The 18,049-nt window shown below is 46.2% G+C and carries 15 protein-coding genes; 3 read left to right on the top strand and 12 right to left on the bottom strand.

What is annotated here, in order from left to right; all coding sequences use genetic code 11:
• Positions 1-5: 5 nt before the first annotated feature.
• The 10 genes from WJQ40_RS12375 to WJQ40_RS12330 are packed head-to-tail and all read right to left on the bottom strand — an operon-like array spanning position 6 to position 10,012.
• The gene (locus WJQ40_RS12375; protein WP_118797930.1) at positions 6-1,394 is read right to left on the bottom strand and encodes a glycine--tRNA ligase; all 1,389 of its coding nucleotides are present in this window, start codon (positions 1,392-1,394) and stop codon (positions 6-8) included.
• A 27-nt stretch (positions 1,395-1,421) separates the two neighbouring features.
• Positions 1,422-2,039, bottom strand: a complete 618-nt coding sequence (locus WJQ40_RS12370) for a hypothetical protein (protein WP_337540569.1) — start codon at positions 2,037-2,039, stop codon at positions 1,422-1,424.
• A gap of 59 nt (positions 2,040-2,098) precedes the next feature.
• Entirely contained in the window at positions 2,099-2,749 is a 651-nt protein-coding gene (recO, locus tag WJQ40_RS12365; RefSeq protein ID WP_118797870.1) for a DNA repair protein RecO, read from the bottom strand.
• Complete coding sequence (locus tag WJQ40_RS12360) at positions 2,688-2,864, bottom strand: hypothetical protein (RefSeq protein ID WP_262573958.1); 177 nt, start codon at positions 2,862-2,864, stop codon at positions 2,688-2,690. The genes recO and WJQ40_RS12360 overlap by 62 nt, the downstream gene beginning before the upstream one ends.
• 50 nt (positions 2,865-2,914) lie before the next feature.
• Entirely contained in the window at positions 2,915-3,817 is a 903-nt protein-coding gene (gene era / locus WJQ40_RS12355; protein WP_262573960.1) for a GTPase Era, read from the bottom strand.
• Positions 3,810-4,898: a DUF4349 domain-containing protein gene (locus WJQ40_RS12350; protein WP_118797868.1), complete on the bottom strand. Its 1,089-nt coding sequence runs from the start codon at positions 4,896-4,898 to the stop codon at positions 3,810-3,812. The genes era and WJQ40_RS12350 overlap by 8 nt, the downstream gene beginning before the upstream one ends.
• 46 nt (positions 4,899-4,944) lie before the next feature.
• Positions 4,945-7,872: an insulinase family protein gene (locus tag WJQ40_RS12345; RefSeq protein WP_337540566.1), complete on the bottom strand. Its 2,928-nt coding sequence runs from the start codon at positions 7,870-7,872 to the stop codon at positions 4,945-4,947.
• Between the two features lie 17 nt (positions 7,873-7,889).
• Positions 7,890-8,333, bottom strand: a complete 444-nt coding sequence (locus tag WJQ40_RS12340; protein ID WP_262573963.1) for a hypothetical protein — start codon at positions 8,331-8,333, stop codon at positions 7,890-7,892.
• Positions 8,334-8,357: 24 nt separating this feature from the next.
• A complete protein-coding gene (locus WJQ40_RS12335) occupies positions 8,358-9,107 on the bottom strand; it encodes a sigma-70 domain-containing protein (protein WP_262573965.1) in 750 nt (249 codons plus the stop codon).
• A 14-nt stretch (positions 9,108-9,121) separates the two neighbouring features.
• The gene (locus WJQ40_RS12330) at positions 9,122-10,012 is read right to left on the bottom strand and encodes a hypothetical protein (RefSeq protein WP_337540563.1); all 891 of its coding nucleotides are present in this window, start codon (positions 10,010-10,012) and stop codon (positions 9,122-9,124) included.
• A 221-nt stretch (positions 10,013-10,233) separates the two neighbouring features.
• On the opposite strand from WJQ40_RS12330, the gene WJQ40_RS12325 reads away from it, so the two are divergent.
• Positions 10,234-14,475 carry an acyl-CoA dehydratase activase-related protein gene (locus tag WJQ40_RS12325; RefSeq protein WP_337540562.1) on the top strand — a complete coding sequence of 1,414 codons (4,242 nt, stop codon included), beginning with the start codon at positions 10,234-10,236 and terminating at the stop codon, positions 14,473-14,475.
• A 13-nt stretch (positions 14,476-14,488) separates the two neighbouring features.
• Positions 14,489-15,628, top strand: a complete 1,140-nt coding sequence (locus tag WJQ40_RS12320) for a DUF4317 domain-containing protein (RefSeq protein ID WP_337402729.1) — start codon at positions 14,489-14,491, stop codon at positions 15,626-15,628.
• Positions 15,629-15,662: 34 nt separating this feature from the next.
• Here the strand turns inward: WJQ40_RS12320 and WJQ40_RS12315 are convergent, their stop codons facing one another.
• Positions 15,663-17,120 carry a GGDEF domain-containing protein gene (locus tag WJQ40_RS12315; protein WP_337540561.1) on the bottom strand — a complete coding sequence of 486 codons (1,458 nt, stop codon included), beginning with the start codon at positions 17,118-17,120 and terminating at the stop codon, positions 15,663-15,665.
• 51 nt (positions 17,121-17,171) lie between these two features.
• Complete coding sequence (locus WJQ40_RS12310) at positions 17,172-17,333, bottom strand: hypothetical protein (protein WP_337540560.1); 162 nt, start codon at positions 17,331-17,333, stop codon at positions 17,172-17,174.
• 208 nt (positions 17,334-17,541) lie between these two features.
• Here WJQ40_RS12310 and WJQ40_RS12305 point away from each other — a divergent pair, with 208 nt between their 5' ends.
• Positions 17,542-18,021 (top strand): S-ribosylhomocysteine lyase, encoded by a 480-nt coding sequence (locus WJQ40_RS12305; protein ID WP_337540558.1) that lies wholly within the window; start codon positions 17,542-17,544, stop codon positions 18,019-18,021.
• Positions 18,022-18,049 lie beyond the last annotated feature (28 nt).

Here is an 18,049-nt window from a genome sequence, read left to right as displayed (position 1 = left end):
TCATATTAGAAAGTAAACTTATCTGCAAAATAAGCATCCAGATCAGCAATCGCTACACGCTCCTGCTCCATGGAGTCTCTGAATCTGACAGTTACACAGCCGTCTGTCTCAGAATCAAAGTCATAGGTGATGCAGAAGGGTGTTCCGATCTCATCCTGACGGCGGTATCTCTTTCCGATATTCCCTCTGTCATCAAATTCACAGTTGTATTTCCTGGATAACTGGTTAAATACCTTCTCAGCACCCTCATTCAGCTTCTTGGAAAGTGGAAGCACACCGATCTTGACCGGTGCAAGAGCCGGATGGAAATGCAGCACAGTACGTACATCTCCCTCGCCGATCTCTTCTTCATCATAAGCGCCGCAGAGGAATGCAAGGAACAGTCTCTCCACACCTACGGAAGGCTCAATAACATAAGGAATATATTTCTGGTTCTTTTGGTCATCAAAGTATGTCAGATCCTGACCGGATACATTCTGATGCTGTGTCAGGTCATAATCGGTTCTGTCTGCGATACCCCACAGTTCGCCCCATCCGAAGGGGAACAGGAACTCTACGTCTGTAGTAGCCTTGGAATAGAAGGAAAGCTCTTCCTTGTCATGGTCACGGACACGCATTTCCTCTTCCTTCATGCCAAGGGACTTCAGCCAGTCGATACAGTATTTCTTCCAGTATGCGAACCACTCAAGGTCTGTATCTGGCTCACAGAAGAACTCCATTTCCATCTGCTCGAATTCCCTGACACGGAAAATGAAATTGCCGGGTGTGATCTCGTTACGGAAGGACTTGCCTACCTGACAGATACCGAAAGGAATCTTCTTTCTGGACGTTCTCTGTACATTCTTGAAGTTTACAAAAATACCCTGTGCTGTTTCCGGACGGAGATATACGGTATTCTTCGCATCCTCGGTAACACCCTGGAAGGTCTTGAACATCAGGTTAAACTGTCTGATATCGGTGAAATTGTGCTTGCCACAGCTCGGGCAGGGGATCTGGTTCTCTTCAATGAAATTCTTCATCTGCTCCTGTGTCCAGCCATCTACTGCTGATTCCAGCCTGATTCCCTTTTCCTGTACATAATCTTCAATGATCTTGTCTGCGCGGAATCTCTCATGACATTCCTTGCAGTCCATCAGGGGATCTGAAAAGCTTCCCAGATGTCCTGATGCAACCCATGTCTGGGGGTTCATAAGGATGGCGCAGTCCACACCTACGTTGGTTGGACTTTCCTTTACGAACTTCTGCCACCATGCCTGCTTGATATTATTTTTCAGTTCCACACCGAGAATTCCAAAATCCCAGGTATTAGCCAGTCCTCCGTAGATCTCACTGCCGGGATGTACAAATCCCCTTGATTTCGCCAGAGCAACAATTTTGTCCATTGTCTTTTCCATAACACACATACCTTTCATTTGTTTTAATTATTTATAGATGATATAGGCAGGCTCCCCGGACTCTTCCTTCAGGGTAACTGTCTTATATTTCTTGTCTGTCTGCACATTGTCACTTGTGTAGATCGCCTTGCCGTCAAGAACCACCGGATCCTTCATATCCGTGATCAGGATCCTTACATCACCGTCCATGTCAAGAATGTCAGCTTCCCCTACCGTTTCCAGAGGATTCCTGGTGCTGCTCAGAACCTTATTCAGATTGTAGCCCTCTTCCTCTGCCTCTTTCGGTGAACCCACAAAAAAAATGCCGTCATTAAAGGCCGCATAGTCCGCTGCACTCCTATAGGTCATTTTCACACTGGCTGTCCCATCCTTCTCAGAAACCTTCTCTACGGAAACTGCACTGTCTCCCACACTTCTGTTATAGGAGGCCGATTCCTCCAGAACCATCTGCTGCAGCTCATTAATATCATAATCTGACTTGTCAAAGCTTTCGCTTATGACACTCTTCACGCTGCCATCCTTCTGCAGTTCTGCCCTGCTTTCCTCTGTTTCACTGCCACACCCACTGGTCAAAGCCATCGTAAGCAGCAGTACAAGAAGGGCATTCGTCTTTTTCTTTGGTGAAACTAATCTGCTTCTCCACATAGATGCTGCACTCTTCCTCTCACGCCTGCAATTTATACCCAACTATTATATATGACTTATTATGGTTTTTCAATCAATATTTCGAGACTTTTAAAATTTCTGTCTATAAACCGCTTCCGGAACTCATCCGTAATTTCCTGCAGCTCCTTCAGTACTTTTTCTGTCACTGTGAAAGTATACAGCTTTTCCACTGGTGTTCCCACGATAAATGCAGCTGCATAAGCTGTAGATTCTTCATAGCTCTTATCCTTCGGCAATCCCGGATACTCTCCATTTAACGCAAGCGCCTTGATCTCAAATATGTACCGTACCAGCCGGTTATCCAGGTTTTTATGGCACAGAGCCCGGAGGGACTGATAGAGAAGCTTTAGCATTTCCTTTTCATCATTGTTTTCTCTGGTATAATAATCCATTACTTCCAGGAAATACATACCATAGCAGGCATTTTCAAAATCTTCCCTTAAGGGGGCAAAATAATTCTGGATCGATGCTTCGGATATGCTGTAGGATGTTCTTCCCTCATACAGCCTGAATTCTCCAAAGCAAAAGGGATTGGTGGAAGCAAGCAGCCTGCTGCCCTGTCTTCTTGCCCCTTTGGCAAAGGCTGCTATTTTCCCCCTTTCCCTCGTCAGCATCACAACTCTTCTGTCATATTCCCCGAAAGGTTCCGCCTTCAGTATCAGGCCGGTAACGCTGCACAAATCCTGCACCTTTCTCTTCTCCCTCTTCCTGTCTGCCTTCTTCCTGCTTTCCGGCTGAGTAGGAAAGATAATCCTCTACCTTTCCTGTCTTTAAAAACTGCTCCCAGTAATCTGTTTCCTTCATCTTGCGCCCCCTGATCCTGTTTCCTATTAGGGTTTGCTTTTTTTATTTTTCTATTCGTAATCCTTCTGATTATAGCCGAAATTTTTCAGCAGGAAATCACTGTCTCTCCAGTCCTTCTTGACCTTGACCCAGAGCTGCAGATTCACTCTGGAACCCAGCATCTTCTCAATATCTTTTCTGGCTTCTGTACCAATTTTCTTCAGCATGCTGCCCTGCCTGCCGATGATGATCCCCTTATGGGATTCTCTTTCGCAGATAATGGTCGCATCAATATCTACAATATCTTTTCTCCACTTCATCTTCTCAATGGTAACCGCTATGCCGTGTGGGATCTCCTCATCCAGACAGCGCAGTGCCTTCTCCCGGATCAGCTCCGCTACGATCTGACGCTGTGGCTGGTCAGTCACGGTGTCCTCATCATAAAAGGCAGGTCCATAGGGCAGATATTTCATAATACAGGAGATCAGCTCCTCTGTATTTTCCTTTTTCAGGGCAGAAACCGGAACGATCTCTGCAAAATCCATTTCCTTCCGGTACACATCGATAAAGTGCAGCAGCTCTTCTTTCTTCACCATATCGATCTTGTTGATCACAAGGATGACCGGTGTATTCTGCTTTGAAAGCTGCTCGATGATATGCTTCTCCCCTGCTCCGATATAATCGGTGGGTTCTACCAGGAAAAGGATCACATCCACCTCCCTGATCGCACTTTCTGCCGTTCCCACCATATACTCCCCAAGCTTGTTCTTGGACTTGTGGATACCCGGTGTATCGGTAAAGACGATCTGTCCCTCATCAGAGGTATAAACCGTGCGAATCCGGTTTCTGGTAGTCTGCGGCTTTCTTGAGGTGATCGCGATCTTCTGTCCGATGAGATTATTCATCAGAGTGGATTTTCCTACATTGGGTCTGCCGATCAGTGCGGCAAACCCGGATTTATACTGGTCATTCATGTTTTTCTTCCTTTTCTGTGCTCTCTGTATTCTGCACTGCAGCCCTGGCAGCATCTGCAGCCTTCTTCGCTGCTTTTTCCTCTGCTCTCTGTGCCTTTTTTATCTTTCTTTTCTTATGTCCTCTCACGATCCCCTTGATCACAAGTACAAATATCAGAAGCACGATCAGGAATACAACAATATAAGGCAGATCGATCAGAACACCTATTCCAAACTCGGAAAGTCCCTCTCCTACATCTTCCAGACTGTTTATAAAGCCGCTGCTGATCCTCTCCCAGGTATCCTGTTCTTCTACCGGTGTCAGCTTTTTCACTTCATTAATATAAAGATTCACAGTACTGTAATTTACCTGATTGTCCATGGTACGGAGCTGGGACTCCATGCTTTCGATCTGATACCGCACATCAGACAGCCTGCTCTCTATTGTAATGATATCTTCTACACTTTCTGCCTGCTCCAGCAGGTCAAGCAGTCTTTCCTGCTCTACCTCCAGCGCTTTCTTATGACTTTCCATATCCACATACTGCAGCGTCACATCTGTCACATTTTCACTTCTGCTTGTTACATTGGAGATTTCTGCCACATTGGAAAGAAAGCTGTCCAGCTTATCCTGGGGTATCCGGATAGTCAGGCTGGCATTTCGCAGGCTCTCCCCATAATAACTGCTGTTATTATAAACATTGCTGGATTCCACATAGCCGCCATACGCCTTTGTCTTTTCATTCACCCTTGCATAAAGTGTCTCGAACTCCTCTGTTTCCACATCCATGGAAACATTACGGATCAGCTTCCGGCTGGTATCCTGTACGGCGACCTCCTCCGGGGCACCCTCCTCTGCCACCGCCTCAGCAGTATCATACTCATATTCGTTGGCATACACATCCCCGGTATCATAAAAAGCACTTTCATAAGCACCGTCTGCTGACTTGGATGTGGTCATCATAGCCATATCCGAAGACGCACTGCCGCAGCCCGTAAATGTCAGTAATGCAGCAGCCAGTCCTGCTGCCAGAAAGCCTGTCCGTCTTCTGGTTTTCCATTCTCCGGTTCTGTTTCCTGTTTCTGTGTTTTCCTTTTTCATCCTTTCCCCTCCTTTGCATTTACTTCCTTCCGGGAAGCTGATCCCTTTAATGGAACAGCTGATCCACAGAAAGAAACAGTTTCTTCTCTTCCTTTATCTTCTCTCCGTTTCCTACTACGCAGAGACAGTCATCCTTCATAAAGGCTTCGATATAACAGGAAAGTCCCTTTATCGTTTCTGCTGTAGTTGCCAGCAGCTCATCCCTCTCCTGCTGGATCCTGTCCATCGTAAGACCGGTCAGATACCCTGCAAGAGAATAATTTCCTCTGCCCTTTGGTGTCATAGGTGTATCCAGTTCACTGACCGCACCTATGATAAACTGTGTTACCGTTCTTTCATCAGCCACATAATTCTTCACATAATCAGCAGCTTCCTGATAGGTTTCAATGGTCTTTTCGAGGTTCGGATCCCTATAGGAAACAAAGTAGGAATCTCCGCTTCTTGAGAAGGTACACATACATCCGTAGGCTCCTCCCTTTACCCTGACCTGCGTCCACAGATATTCATAGCCCATCATAACCTTTAAAACCCTCAGTGCTCCTGTAAAGGGAAGTCCCTTTTTCAGGAAGTTGCCGGCACGACATACATACTGTACCTGTCCGGCTGTCATAAAGGCTTCATTTTTCTTCGAAAGCTCCGGTACATAAGGAGTTCCTGATACCTCGTCTGTGAAAAGAGTACTTCTGAACTCTGCGATTTTCTCTTCAATACCGGCAAGTCCTTCTTCCGTGCCTGTATAGTCAATCAGAAGGTTTTCCGGACGGAAAATATAATGGATCAGTGCCTTCAGGTTCTTTTTCAGGAATTCCTTTTTCTCCTCAAAGCTGCTGTCCAGATCTTCCAGGAGTCTGCACTGTACCATACCGGAAAGCTGCTGTGCACAGGCTGCTGCCGGGGAGAAATAGGAAAGTGCACGCAGTGCAGCAACAGTATGCCCTGATCCTGTCATGGAAGCCTGCATCCGGCTTCTGCACTCGGCAATGATCTCCTTCAGCCTCTTATCATCTGTAAAATCGGATGTCAGCAGGATCTCCCTGATCAGGTCAAGTGCCTCATCCCTGTTTTCATAAAATACTTTGGTCTTGATCTCCAGCGTAGCCAGGAACTTTGAAAGATCTTTTGCATTGCCATAGGTTCCTGCCTGTACATCAATCCCGCCGGTTTTGCAGTTGACCTCATTAAACAGCTCTCCATAGCTGTAATGCTCTGTGTTGACACCCATCAGAACACTTTTCAGGATACCAACGTAAGGGAACAGCTCTGCCGGTACCTGCTTCAGATCAAACAAAAGCTTGATATAAGCGATCCCGTTGGTGAAGATATCGTGCACAAGCAGGGTGCTTCCTGCCAGCTTTCTTTCCTCATTGATATAAGGAGTGGCCTCTTTCTTCATGTCCTCCCGTTTCAGAAGCGGGATCGTCTCTAACGCTTCCTTTGTATCAGGTGCCTCCTGATATTCCCGGAGTGCTTTTGTATTCCTGACAATTGCGAGAACCTCTTCTTCGGAAAGTGTATTCTTATATGTCTGAAGCCTGTCATGAAGGGCTTCATCCTTCCTTGTGGTCAGTCCCTGTACCGGCTTTACGGTAAGGATCGTCTTATGCGGATTCTTCAGCAGATATCTGTCAATCAGCTCCTCATAATAACCCTCTGTAATAGCCTCCTTCAGCTCCTCATAGGTCTGATTGGCCTCGATATGCATAAAAGGCTCTTTCTTATCATACAGCCAGCTGTCCATTGCCTGCAGACCAAGCATCAGTCCTTTCGGATAGGAGCCAAAATCCCCTTCTCTGTATTTGAAGGTAAAGTAATTGACAGCCGCCTGCAGTGCCTTTCTGTCGATACCTTCCTCCACCAGCTTTTTCAGAGTATCCTCGATCACGGAAACAAAGGCTTCCTTCTGGTCTTCATCCGCATTCTTGGCTACGATACTGAAGTAGGGCTGTGCAATCCCATTTTCCATGGTGCTGTAAACATCCTTGCCGATCCCTGCATCAATCAGAGCCTGCTTTACCGGTGTTCCCGGTGCAGAACAGAGCACATAGTCAAGAATATCCATTGCCGCATACAGCTTTCTGTCAAGGCTGCTTCCCATGGAGACATTATAGGTCAGATAGGTGTTCTCCCTGACAGGTTCATCCTCCATAATGGAATATTCCTTTACGATCTCCCTTTTCTCTGCAAAAGGCTCCTGCTGCCGGATCTCTGAATCAATCGTAAGGCTGTCAAAATCCTTCAGATAATTCTCTTCCAGGAAAGTCAGATATTCTTCCGCATCCAGATTACCGTACAGGTAAATATAGCTGTTGGACGGATGATAATATCTCTGATGGAAGGAAAGAAATTCTTCATAGGTAAGATCAGGGATATCCTCAGGATCTCCGCCGGATTCCAGTCCATAAGTGATGTCCGGATACAGGGAATTCATGATCTCTCTCTCTACCACATCATCCGGGGAAGAAAAGGCCCCCTTCATTTCGTTATAAACAACACCGTTGATCTTCAGGTCATCTTCCTTATTTTCCAGCTCATAGTGCCAGCCTTCCTGGCGGAAGATCTTCTCTTCCTTGTAGATATTCGGATAAAATACGGCATCGAGATAGACATGAACCAGATTCTTAAAATCTGTGTCATTGCAGCTCGCTACCGGGTAAACTGTCTTATCTGGATAGGTCATGGCATTCAGGAAGGTATTCAGGGAACCCTTGGCAAGCTCAATAAAGGGATCCTTTACCGGAAAATTCCTAGAACCGCAAAGTACGGAATGCTCCAGGATATGGGCAACCCCCGTGCTGTCCTTTGGCGGTGTCCTAAAGCCAATATAAAATACCTTGTTCTCATCATCATTTAATAACAGGGTAATATGTGCTCCTGTCCTTTTGTGCTTCAGCAGATATCCTTCGGAATTCAGATCCTTGATCTGTCTCTTTTCCAGAATTTCATAGGCTGTTAATTTTTCAAGATTCTGTGACATAAATGCTATCCTTTCTTTTATACACTGAAGGTCATAAGACCAAGCTTTGATACGATAATTTCCCTGATGATCATCCCGGAAGCTTTCTTCCTTGCAAGGTTCATCTCCGTAAGTTCCTTCAGGGTCAGGATCTTCTCTGTGTAAACCATCTTTTTCTTTCCAAACAGGGATTTCTTCTCTGTCAGTACATTGACCTTTACTTTGATCCGGAGCTGTGCAAAGGTTTCATATAAAAAGCTGCCCTTTTCCAGGTAATAAAATTCACTTTCCAGCGTAGTTTCCAGCGAGGTTTCCTTCAGGAAATAATGCTGGATGATCGTTTTCATCTTAAAGGGAAGCATCTCCTGATCCATCAGCTCCGCATAGGTCAGTCTGGCACCAATATAAATATTGCCTGTATCCTGCATCACATATTTAAAGTCCGTATCCTGCAGTTCTTCCATTCTCTGCCTCTCGTCCATTCCATTCTCCTTTACAGGTCTTTCTCATGAGGGATTTTCGATATCCTCTATCGTATAACCTGACAGACGCATGGCATCCCTGACTGCCTTTTCGCTCAGTCCTGTCTCTGTGCACAGTTCTTCTACTGTAACCTTCCTGCGCAGCTCCTCAGACAGCTCCCTTGCCTTCTCTGCCACCTGGTTTACCTTTTTTAAAACCTTATTGTCCTTCTGGGTTTCCTCCATGCTATCACTGATAAAATCCTCCATGGCATCCATGACCATTTTCATCAGCATTCCTTCGGCCTCTTCCTTCTTTTCGAGGCATCCAAGCATGGTCACACCCATGGAAAGTGCCACGTTGCCTTCTCCGATCAGATCCTCCACAAAAACACCCTGCCCCGCATAAAGCTTTGCGATCTCCACCACCTTTGGCAGATACACCTGGATCAGCCTGCCCTGTGCATCTGTTTCTCCTGCCATGGCAGATAACGTAAAAGCATCCTTCTCTCCGTCTGAAAACACAGGAAGCTCCAGCAGTTCCTTTTTGTACTCTTCCAGATAATCGATCTCCTCTTCAGAAAGGATATCTTCCTCCTCTGCAGCGCTTTCTCCTATCGTGATATGATACTTCTCCAGATATTCAAACACCATGGCAAGCTGCTCTTTTGAAAGAGCCAGCACCTGAAACGCTTCTTCTACCTGTTCCTTCCGGATGCTGTTGCACTGTTCTCTGGCAAGACGCTTTACCTTCTCCAGTGTTTTTGCAAATAAAATCTCCTGATTTTCTTCCATCTTTTCTTCCTTCTTTATGAATTATGCTTTACATGCACGTGTGTAAACAGATGCTCCTGACAATATTCATAATTGCCATCGCACTTGGAGCAGAAACGGAACTCCAGCTCCGGATTGGTTTCCTCTGTCCTTCCGCAGACCGCACATTTGTGTCTTGTGATCTTAGAAGAATTCTTTACCTCCCGTTTGAATTCCTGTCTTCTCTTCATCTGCTTTGGTGACATATGGATCCTGCTCCTGCTGGTAAAGAAAAATACAGCAAAGTTCAGCAGGGACGCCGCTATGACAAAACGGTTTGCTGCTGTCAGGTAAGGATTTCCATAGCCTGCAATAAAATTATACACCAGAATCAGTCCGTAGATAATACCAAGGAACTTGACTTTGATCGGAATGAAGAAAAACAGCAGGACCTGCATATCCGGAAAGGTTGCTGCAAAAGCAAGGAATATGGACATATTCACATAGTAGGTGCTGAACATACCGGAAATCAGAGTGAAATAATTCTCTGCACCAACTGCTACCAGCACTTCTCCCTGGAAAAGATAAACAAAGCCCATCATGGCAAAGGCGCCCACCGCCGTAAAGACCATACCAAGCAAAAGGTATACATTATACCGGTAGGTTCCCCATGCCCTTTCCAGGCTGGTCCCGATCGAATAATAGAAATACAGCATGATCAGGGTAAAGAAATCAAAGCTTTCCGGCGGTACGATCAGCCAGGTAACAAGACGCCATACCTGTCCTTTAAACAGGATCGCATAGGGATTTAAAGTCAGATAATTCAGCATCACCGGATTAATCCAGCTGATCAGATATCCACAGGCATAAAACAGGATCAGTACCAGGGAAATATTCCTGATGGCATATTTGCCGAATTTTTTTTCAAAATTACTCATAGGTTTCATAAAAGAGCTCCTCCGGTCTTTCTTTTCAGCTTAATATGCTACATTTTATCATTCTGCCGGTAAATTGTAAACTCACGGAAGAAATTTAAGAAACAGACTATCCTTTCTTAACAAAATGTTAATTTATCCACATTGCAATTTAAAAAGTGCTGTCGTATAATAACTAAATATGTCCAGCTTTGTCGGACACATAAAATAAGAAGAAAAAGGTGGTTATTTTCATGGACCATACATATACTCTTGGAATCGACATTGGTTCCACTACCGTAAAAATCGCAATTTTAGATGAAACGCACCAGATCCTGTTTTCTGATTACAAAAGGCACTTTGCCAACATCAGGGAGACCCTTTCTTCCCTCCTGCAGGATGCCTATCAGAAGCTTGGAAACCTGACTGTCCATCCTGTGATCACAGGCTCCGGCGGTCTGACCCTTGCCAATCATCTAAAAGTTCCCTTTGTACAGGAGGTTGTAGCTGTTGCCACTTCCTTAAAGGAAATCGCTCCCAAAACAGACGTTGCCATCGAACTTGGCGGTGAGGATGCCAAGATCATCTACTTTGAAGGCGGCAATGTGGAACAGCGTATGAACGGAATCTGTGCCGGCGGTACCGGTTCCTTTATTGACCAGATGGCTTCTCTTCTGCAGACAGATGCCTCCGGTCTGAATGAATATGCCAAAAATTACCAGTCTTTATATACGATTGCAGCCCGCTGCGGTGTATTTGCCAAATCCGACATCCAGCCCCTGATCAATGAAGGTGCTACCAAGGAAGACCTTTCTGCCTCCATTTTTCAGGCAGTTGTCAACCAGACCATCAGCGGACTTGCCTGCGGCAAGCCGATCCGTGGCCACGTTGCTTTCCTTGGCGGTCCCCTTCACTTTCTATCTGAACTGAAGTCTGCCTTTATCCGTACCCTGAAGCTGGATGAGGAACACACCATTGACCTGGAAAACTCCCATCTGTTTGCCGCTATCGGTTCTGCCCTGAACGCCAAAGAAGATGTCTCCTACTCCATGGAAGAAATGGTGAAGAAGCTTTCTTCCAATATCAAAATGGAATTTGAGGTGGAACGCATGGAGCCTCTGTTTTCAAGTAAGGCTGAATATGACGCCTTCAAGAAGCGTCATGCCAGCCACCATGTAGAGACTGCTGACCTTTCCACCTATGAGGGTAACTGCTTCCTTGGTATCGATGCCGGAAGTACCACCACCAAGATCGCTCTGGTTTCCGAAGAAGGAAAGCTCCTTTACTCCTTCTACAGCAGTAATGATGGAAGCCCATTAAAGACAGCGATCCGCTCCATGAAGGAGATCAGTGAGCTGCTTCCCGAAAAGGCACATATTGTCCGCTCCTGCTCTACCGGTTACGGCGAAGCCCTGTTGAAGGCAGCTTTCCTTCTGGATGACGGAGAGGTAGAAACGGTAGCCCATTACTATGCAGCCGCTTTCTTTGATCCCAATGTAGACTGTATCCTCGACATTGGCGGTCAGGATATGAAGTGCATCAAGATCAAAAATCAGACCGTAGACAGTGTGCAGTTAAATGAAGCCTGCTCCTCCGGCTGCGGTTCCTTTATTGAAACCTTTGCCAAGTCCCTGAACTATACCGTAGATGACTTTGCGAAAACTGCTCTCTTTGCGGAGCATCCCATTGACCTTGGTACCCGCTGTACCGTATTCATGAACTCTAAGGTAAAGCAGGCACAGAAGGAGGGCGCCTCCGTATCGGATATTTCCGCCGGACTTGCCTACTCTGTTATCAAGAATGCCCTGTTTAAGGTTATCAAGGTATCCAGTGCTGACGAGCTTGGAAAAAACATCGTCGTACAGGGCGGTACCTTCTACAATGACGCCGTCCTCAGAAGCTTTGAAAAGATTGCAGACTGCGAAGCCATCCGTCCGGATATCGCCGGTATCATGGGAGCCTTTGGTGCTGCCCTCGTTGCCAGGGAGCGGTATACCTGCGGACAGGAAACCACCATGCTTCCCATGAACAAGATCCTTTCCCTGCAGTTTGAGACCAGCATGGCAAAGTGCCGTGGCTGTACCAACAACTGCCGTCTGACCATCAACAAATTCTCCGGCGGCAGACAGTATATTTCCGGAAACCGCTGTGAAAGAGGTCTTGGCAAGCAGAAAAATGCCGACAATATGCCAAACCTGTTTGAGTATAAGCTAAAGCGGGTATTTGACTACGAACCGCTTCCCGCTGACGAGACAAAGCGTGGCAATGTCGGTATCCCCAGAGTCCTGAACATGTATGAGAACTACCCGTTCTGGTTTACGTTCTTTACACGTCTCGGCTACCGGGTTATCCTTTCCCCACTGTCCACGCACAAGATCTATGAGCTTGGTATTGAATCCATTCCCAGTGAATCCGAGTGCTATCCTGCCAAGCTGGCACACGGACATGTGAAGTGGCTGATCGACCAGAAGGTAGACTTTATCTTCTACCCGGCGCTATTCTATGAAAGAAAGGAATTTGACGAGGCAAACAATCACTATAACTGTCCAATCGTTACCTCTTATTCTGAAAATATCAAGAATAATGTTGAAGAGATCGGACGTGGAGAAGCCATTCTCCGTAATCCCTTTATGTCCTTCCGTGATGAGAAGACGATCTCCGATGCCCTGATCAAGGAATTTAAAGAAATTCCATCTTCTGAGATTATTGAAGCAGTTCATCTTGCATGGGAGGAGCTGGCAGCGGCCAGAAGGGATATGCAGCATAAGGGTGAAGAGGTTCTGAAATGGATGAAGGAGACCGGTAACCGCGGTATTGTTCTTGCCGGCCGTCCTTACCATATCGATCCTGAGATCAATCACGGTATTCCAGAGCTTATCAACTCCTATCATATTGCTGTACTGACTGAGGATTCCATTTCCCATCTGGCAAAGCCGGAACGCCCACTGATCGTTTCCGACCAGTGGATGTACCACTCAAGACTCTATGCTGCAGCAAGCTATGTAAAAACCGTGGACAATCTGGATCTGATCCAGCTTAACTCCTTTGGCTGTGGACTGGATGCTGTTACTACGGATCAGGTAAATGATATTCTTTCCGGTTCCGGCAAGATCTATACCTGTCTGAAGATCGATGAAGTTAATAACCTGGGAGCGGCAAGAATCCGTATCCGTTCCCTGATCTCTGCGATCCGTGTCAGGGAGCAGAAGCATCAGGAGCGTGAGATCCACTCCTCCGCTATTTATAAAGTACCCTTTACCGAGGAGATGCGGAAGGATTATACAATCCTCTGTCCCCAGATGTCTCCGATCCACTTTGATGTACTCTCCGCTGCCTTTCAGGCCTGCGGCTATCACTTTGAAGTGCTTTCCAATGACAACCGCCATGCGGTAGATGTTGGACTGAAATATGTAAACAACGATGCCTGCTATCCTTCCCTTATGGTAGTAGGTCAGATCATGGATGCCCTTCTGTCCGGCAAATATGATGTCAACAAGGTTGCTGTCATCATGACCCAGACAGGCGGAGGCTGCCGTGCTACCAACTATGTAGGCTTTATCCGCCGTGCCCTGGAAAAGGCCGGTATGCCACAGGTTCCTGTTATTTCCCTGAACATGGCCGGTATCGAAAGCAACCCCGGCTTCCACCTGAATCTGGAAATGCTGATGCGTGCTGCCTATGCTGCCGTATTTGGTGATATTTTCATGCGCTGTGTATACCGTATGCGCCCTTATGAAAAGGAACCCGGCAGTGTCGAAGCTGTCCACCAGAAATGGGTTGAGAAATGCTGTGCCTTTGTTTCTGCAAAGCATATGAATTTCTTCACCTTCCAGAAGATGTGCCGTCAGATGATTGAGGAGTTCGATGCCATCCCCATCACTGACAGTAAGAAACCAAGAGTCGGCATAGTAGGTGAGATCCTTGTCAAATATGCACCTGCAGCCAACAACCATCTGGTCGAGCTGCTGGAATCAGAAGGTGCCGAAGCTGTCGTTCCGGATCTTCTGGACTTCATGCTCTACTGCTTCTACAACCAGATTTACAAGGCAGACCAGCTAGGCATGAGTAAGAAAACTGCTTTCATTTCAAGGCTTGGCATTGATGGCCTTGAATATCTGCGCAGCGGTGCCAGAAAGGCCTTTGAAAAGAGTGTCCACTTTGAGCCGCCCTGCCGGATCTACCAGACCGTAGAATATGCGAAGGAAATCGTTTCTATCGGCAATCAGACCGGTGAAGGCTGGTTCCTGACCGGTGAAATGATCGAGCTGATCCACAGCGGCGTCAATAACATCGTATGTACACAGCCCTTTGGCTGCCTGCCAAACCATGTCGTAGGCAAGGGTGTTATCAAGGAGCTGAGAAAGCACTATCCGTTAAGTAATATCGTAGCCATCGACTATGATCCTGGTGCCAGCGAGGTAAACCAGTTAAACCGTATCAAGCTGATGCTTTCCACCGCCCAGAAGAATTTAAAAGCACAGAATCAGGCAGACTGAGAAAGGAATTCTTATGATCAAACAGGAAATCAATGAGATCAAACGACTGTTTACCCCAAATAGCTGCTCCATCACCAGAATCTGCGGCTGCTATGTAGACGGTGAAAAGAATAAAAAAACTGATTTTAAGGAAGCATTTCTTTCTCTTCCTGAAGAAGAAATCTTCAAATATTTTGAACTGCTCCGGAAAACTCTTTCCGGAAGCATTGGCAAGAATCTGCTGAATCTGGAGTTTCCGACAGATACAGAGCTTGAAGGCGGCACCCAGGAATTTCTCCTAAAGCTTCGTGACAGCAAGCTGAAGGATGATGCCCTCCTGGAGGAATTTTATGACCGTGTGATCGGCTCCTACGAATATGTAGGCAACTATCTGATCCTGCTGATCCATGATGCCTATGATGTTCCCGGAAAGGCGCTGGATGGCATGACCATGGATGACGCCTCCGATACTGTATTTGAATATCTGCTCTGCTGCATCTGTCCTGTAGCCCTGTCAAAGCCGGGTCTCAGCTATGATGCCTCCCTAAATGAATTCCATAACCGGATCAGGGACTGGGTTGTCAATATGCCGGAAACAGGCTTTCTCTTCCCTTCCTTTAACGACAGAGCGACCGATATCCACAGCACGCTGTTCTTTAACAAGAACCCGGAAGAACCACACAGTGAATTCGTAGAAGGGATCCTTGGCTGCTCTCTGCCCTTATCTGCAGGAAGCCAGAAGGAAACCTTCCAGACCATTATCGAGGAAACTCTCGGTGAAGACTGCGAGTATGAAGTTGTAAAAAGCATCCACGAAAACCTTGCTGAAATGATCGAAGAGCATAAAGAAATCCCTGAGCCGCTTACTCTTGATAAAAAGGAAGTCAAGAACCTCCTTGAAAAAAGCGGTGTGGAAGAAGAAAAGCTGAAGGACTTTGATGCTCTTTATGATGCTGCTGCCGGTGATGACACGGCTCTCTTTGTCAGCAATGTGGCAAGCACAAGATCCTTTGAGGTCAAAACCCCTGATGTTGTCGTAAAGGTCAACCCTGACCGTGCCGATCTTGTCAACACCATGATGGTAGACGGCAGACGCTGTCTTGTCATTGAGATCAATGATCAGGTGGAAGTCAATGGCATCAATGTGTCTGTAGCAGAAAGGGCTCCCGAGTAGGAAGCCCTTTTTTGTCATTATTATTTTATACATTCTATTGTTCTGCCAGTTCCTCATAAAAATGAAAACTGTTCTTGCCATTCTGTTTCACATGATACAGTGCCTTGTCTGCTTTCATATAGTATTCTTCAAAGCTGCCTCCCTGCCTGCACATGCACAGGCCACAGGATAAGGATGCCGGCGAAGTCTCCGCATTGACATTTTTTGCTGCCTCAAAGCTTTCAAACAGTCTTCTCATCCGCGTGTTCATCTCTGCTTCCGATACTTCCGGCAGATAGAACAGGAACTCGTCTCCGCCCAGACGACAGACCACTGCATTCTCCATACACTCTGTAAGCATTGCTCCTACCAGTCTGAGTGCGCGATCCCCCGCCTTATGTCCATAGACATCATTGATCTTCTTCAGATTATCCATATCTGCAAATCCAAGATATCCCTCAAGCTTCTGCATTTTTTCAGTGATCAGCTTCTCACCCTTATTACGCATGGGAAGTCCGGTCAGATAATCCAAGCTTTCCCTGGCCTCTCTCTGACGTGCCAGCTCCAATTCGTGGATGTGATCCATTGTCTGGATCAGCGTGACAACCAGCAGTACCATCAGTCCTGCTCCGACAAAAATTCCAGACATCGACACAACACGGTACACCTCTGTCATTTCCAGTATGACCGCAATTATAACAGCCACCATTCCGATCAGCGGAAGCTTATATTTTTTCGCTGTTCCCCGGATAATATCACGGATAATAGTGATCAGTATCGTCAGGAATGTTCCTGCAATCACCAGATGGGACAAGAACATTGTCGTGATAAAATCTGCGATATCCAACACCTGTAATACTGTACATATCACAAAATTTGCACAGGTGATACACTCTGCCACATGATAGATCTTCCGGTATCCCCCCTGCTGAACACTGTCAATATAGAACAAAACAGGAACCGGGCAGAGCATTACTGCAAAGAAGCACATATCCGCCAGAATCGAGGCATTGGAAACAAACAGCTGGCGAAGCTTCGATTCCCCCAGCATCCACACTGCTCCCAGAATCATACACCATCCCAGATATTCCAGATCAAACCTTGTCTTGTACATGACACCAAGCACCAGGCTGAAAATCAGCACGGCCAGTCCGGCAAGCAGCACAAAACCAGCAATCATGGTCACCATAAAATAGCTATGGAACAGATATTCCCAGATATCTGATTTATCTCCGCAATATACTGTGTTGACAACACCGGAATATTTTTCGGTAAAGGACTGCAGCTCAATCCGCAGTTCCTGTCCGGCATCCTCCCCGGATGTTTCACAGAACACATACCGGCTGGCAGAATTTTTTCCAAAGGGTCTGGTATCCTTCGTATCATATACTGTCCTCAGCTCCCCACCGATAAAAATACGCACATTCTCAAGAGAGGCTCTTATGGCAATCGTATTTTCATTATAATCCTCAGGGAGTACTGACCGGATGACCAGAAACTCTCCAGCAGGCACATCATATCTGCCGGGAATCCGGATCTCCTCTTCTGTGCCATCTGCCTTTTCCTAGAAAAAGGCTCCAGTATAAGTAATGCTCTCTTCCGTAACTGTTTCCCTTTCGCTTGGGCATATACACTGTCCCAGCAGGAATGCCAAAAGCAGCATGACCATCACCATATAAAATACAATTCTTTTATACCTGTTGATCGTATATTTCTCTTCTGTCAACTTTTTCTTCCCCGTTATCATTAACTTCTGTGGCTTGTGACCCCAGTACCATTTTAAGGTGATTATACTCTATTTTTCCTTCTCTTGGAATAATTATTTTATCCCTAATCCCCACTTGCTTTTCCGGTTGCGGAGCCTTCCCTTTTTCGCTATAATGGGCATGGACATTATTGTGAAATATTTCATATTAAAAGAAAGGATCAACCCTATGGAAAAAATAGCAAGTTTTACCGTCAATCACATAAAGCTCCAGCCAGGTATCTATGTTTCCCGTAAGGACTCTGTCGGTGCTGAAACGATCACTACCTTTGACCTGCGCATGACAAGCCCCAATGAAGAGCCTGTTATGAACACGGCAGAGGTTCACACGATCGAGCATCTTGGTGCCACCTTCCTCAGGAACCATCCCGTTTTTAAAGACAAGACCATTTACTTTGGTCCCATGGGATGCCGTACCGGCTTTTATATGCTTCTTGCAGGGGATTACAGTTCAAAAGAGGTAGTTCCTCTTGTAACAGAATTATTTGAATTTGTCAGAGATTTTAAAGGTGAAGTACCCGGCGCTGCCCCAAGAGACTGCGGCAACTATCTGGACATGAACCTTTCCATGGCAAACTATCTCGCCAGGAAATATCTGGATCAGGTTTTATACGGGATCAGGGAAGACCGTCTGATCTATCCGGAATAAATTTTCAAAGCAAATACAGAAAGGACTA

Source organism: Suilimivivens sp. (assembly GCF_037359455.1).
Lineage (GTDB): Bacteria > Bacillota > Clostridia > Lachnospirales > Lachnospiraceae > Suilimivivens > Suilimivivens aceti.
The sequence above is the reverse complement of the archived record's forward strand: the minus strand, read 5'-3'. Positions and strand labels throughout refer to the sequence as shown.

Coding starts and splice junctions, on each gene's coding strand:
- WJQ40_RS12360 (WP_262573958.1), bottom strand. CDS start 2,864: ATGAAGGAAACAGATTACTGGGAGCAGTTTTTAAAGACAGGAAAGGTA.
- WJQ40_RS12345 (WP_337540566.1), bottom strand. CDS start 7,872: ATGTCACAGAATCTTGAAAAATTAACAGCCTATGAAATTCTGGAAAAG.
- WJQ40_RS12325 (WP_337540562.1), top strand. CDS start 10,234: ATGGACCATACATATACTCTTGGAATCGACATTGGTTCCACTACCGTA.
- era (WP_262573960.1), bottom strand. CDS start 3,817: ATGAATGACCAGTATAAATCCGGGTTTGCCGCACTGATCGGCAGACCC.
- WJQ40_RS12305 (WP_337540558.1), top strand. CDS start 17,542: ATGGAAAAAATAGCAAGTTTTACCGTCAATCACATAAAGCTCCAGCCA.
- WJQ40_RS12335 (WP_262573965.1), bottom strand. CDS start 9,107: ATGGAAGAAAATCAGGAGATTTTATTTGCAAAAACACTGGAGAAGGTA.
- WJQ40_RS12330 (WP_337540563.1), bottom strand. CDS start 10,012: ATGAAACCTATGAGTAATTTTGAAAAAAAATTCGGCAAATATGCCATC.
- WJQ40_RS12370 (WP_337540569.1), bottom strand. CDS start 2,039: ATGTGGAGAAGCAGATTAGTTTCACCAAAGAAAAAGACGAATGCCCTT.
- WJQ40_RS12340 (WP_262573963.1), bottom strand. CDS start 8,333: ATGGACGAGAGGCAGAGAATGGAAGAACTGCAGGATACGGACTTTAAA.
- WJQ40_RS12320 (WP_337402729.1), top strand. CDS start 14,489: ATGATCAAACAGGAAATCAATGAGATCAAACGACTGTTTACCCCAAAT.
- WJQ40_RS12375 (WP_118797930.1), bottom strand. CDS start 1,394: ATGGAAAAGACAATGGACAAAATTGTTGCTCTGGCGAAATCAAGGGGA.
- WJQ40_RS12350 (WP_118797868.1), bottom strand. CDS start 4,898: ATGAAAAAGGAAAACACAGAAACAGGAAACAGAACCGGAGAATGGAAA.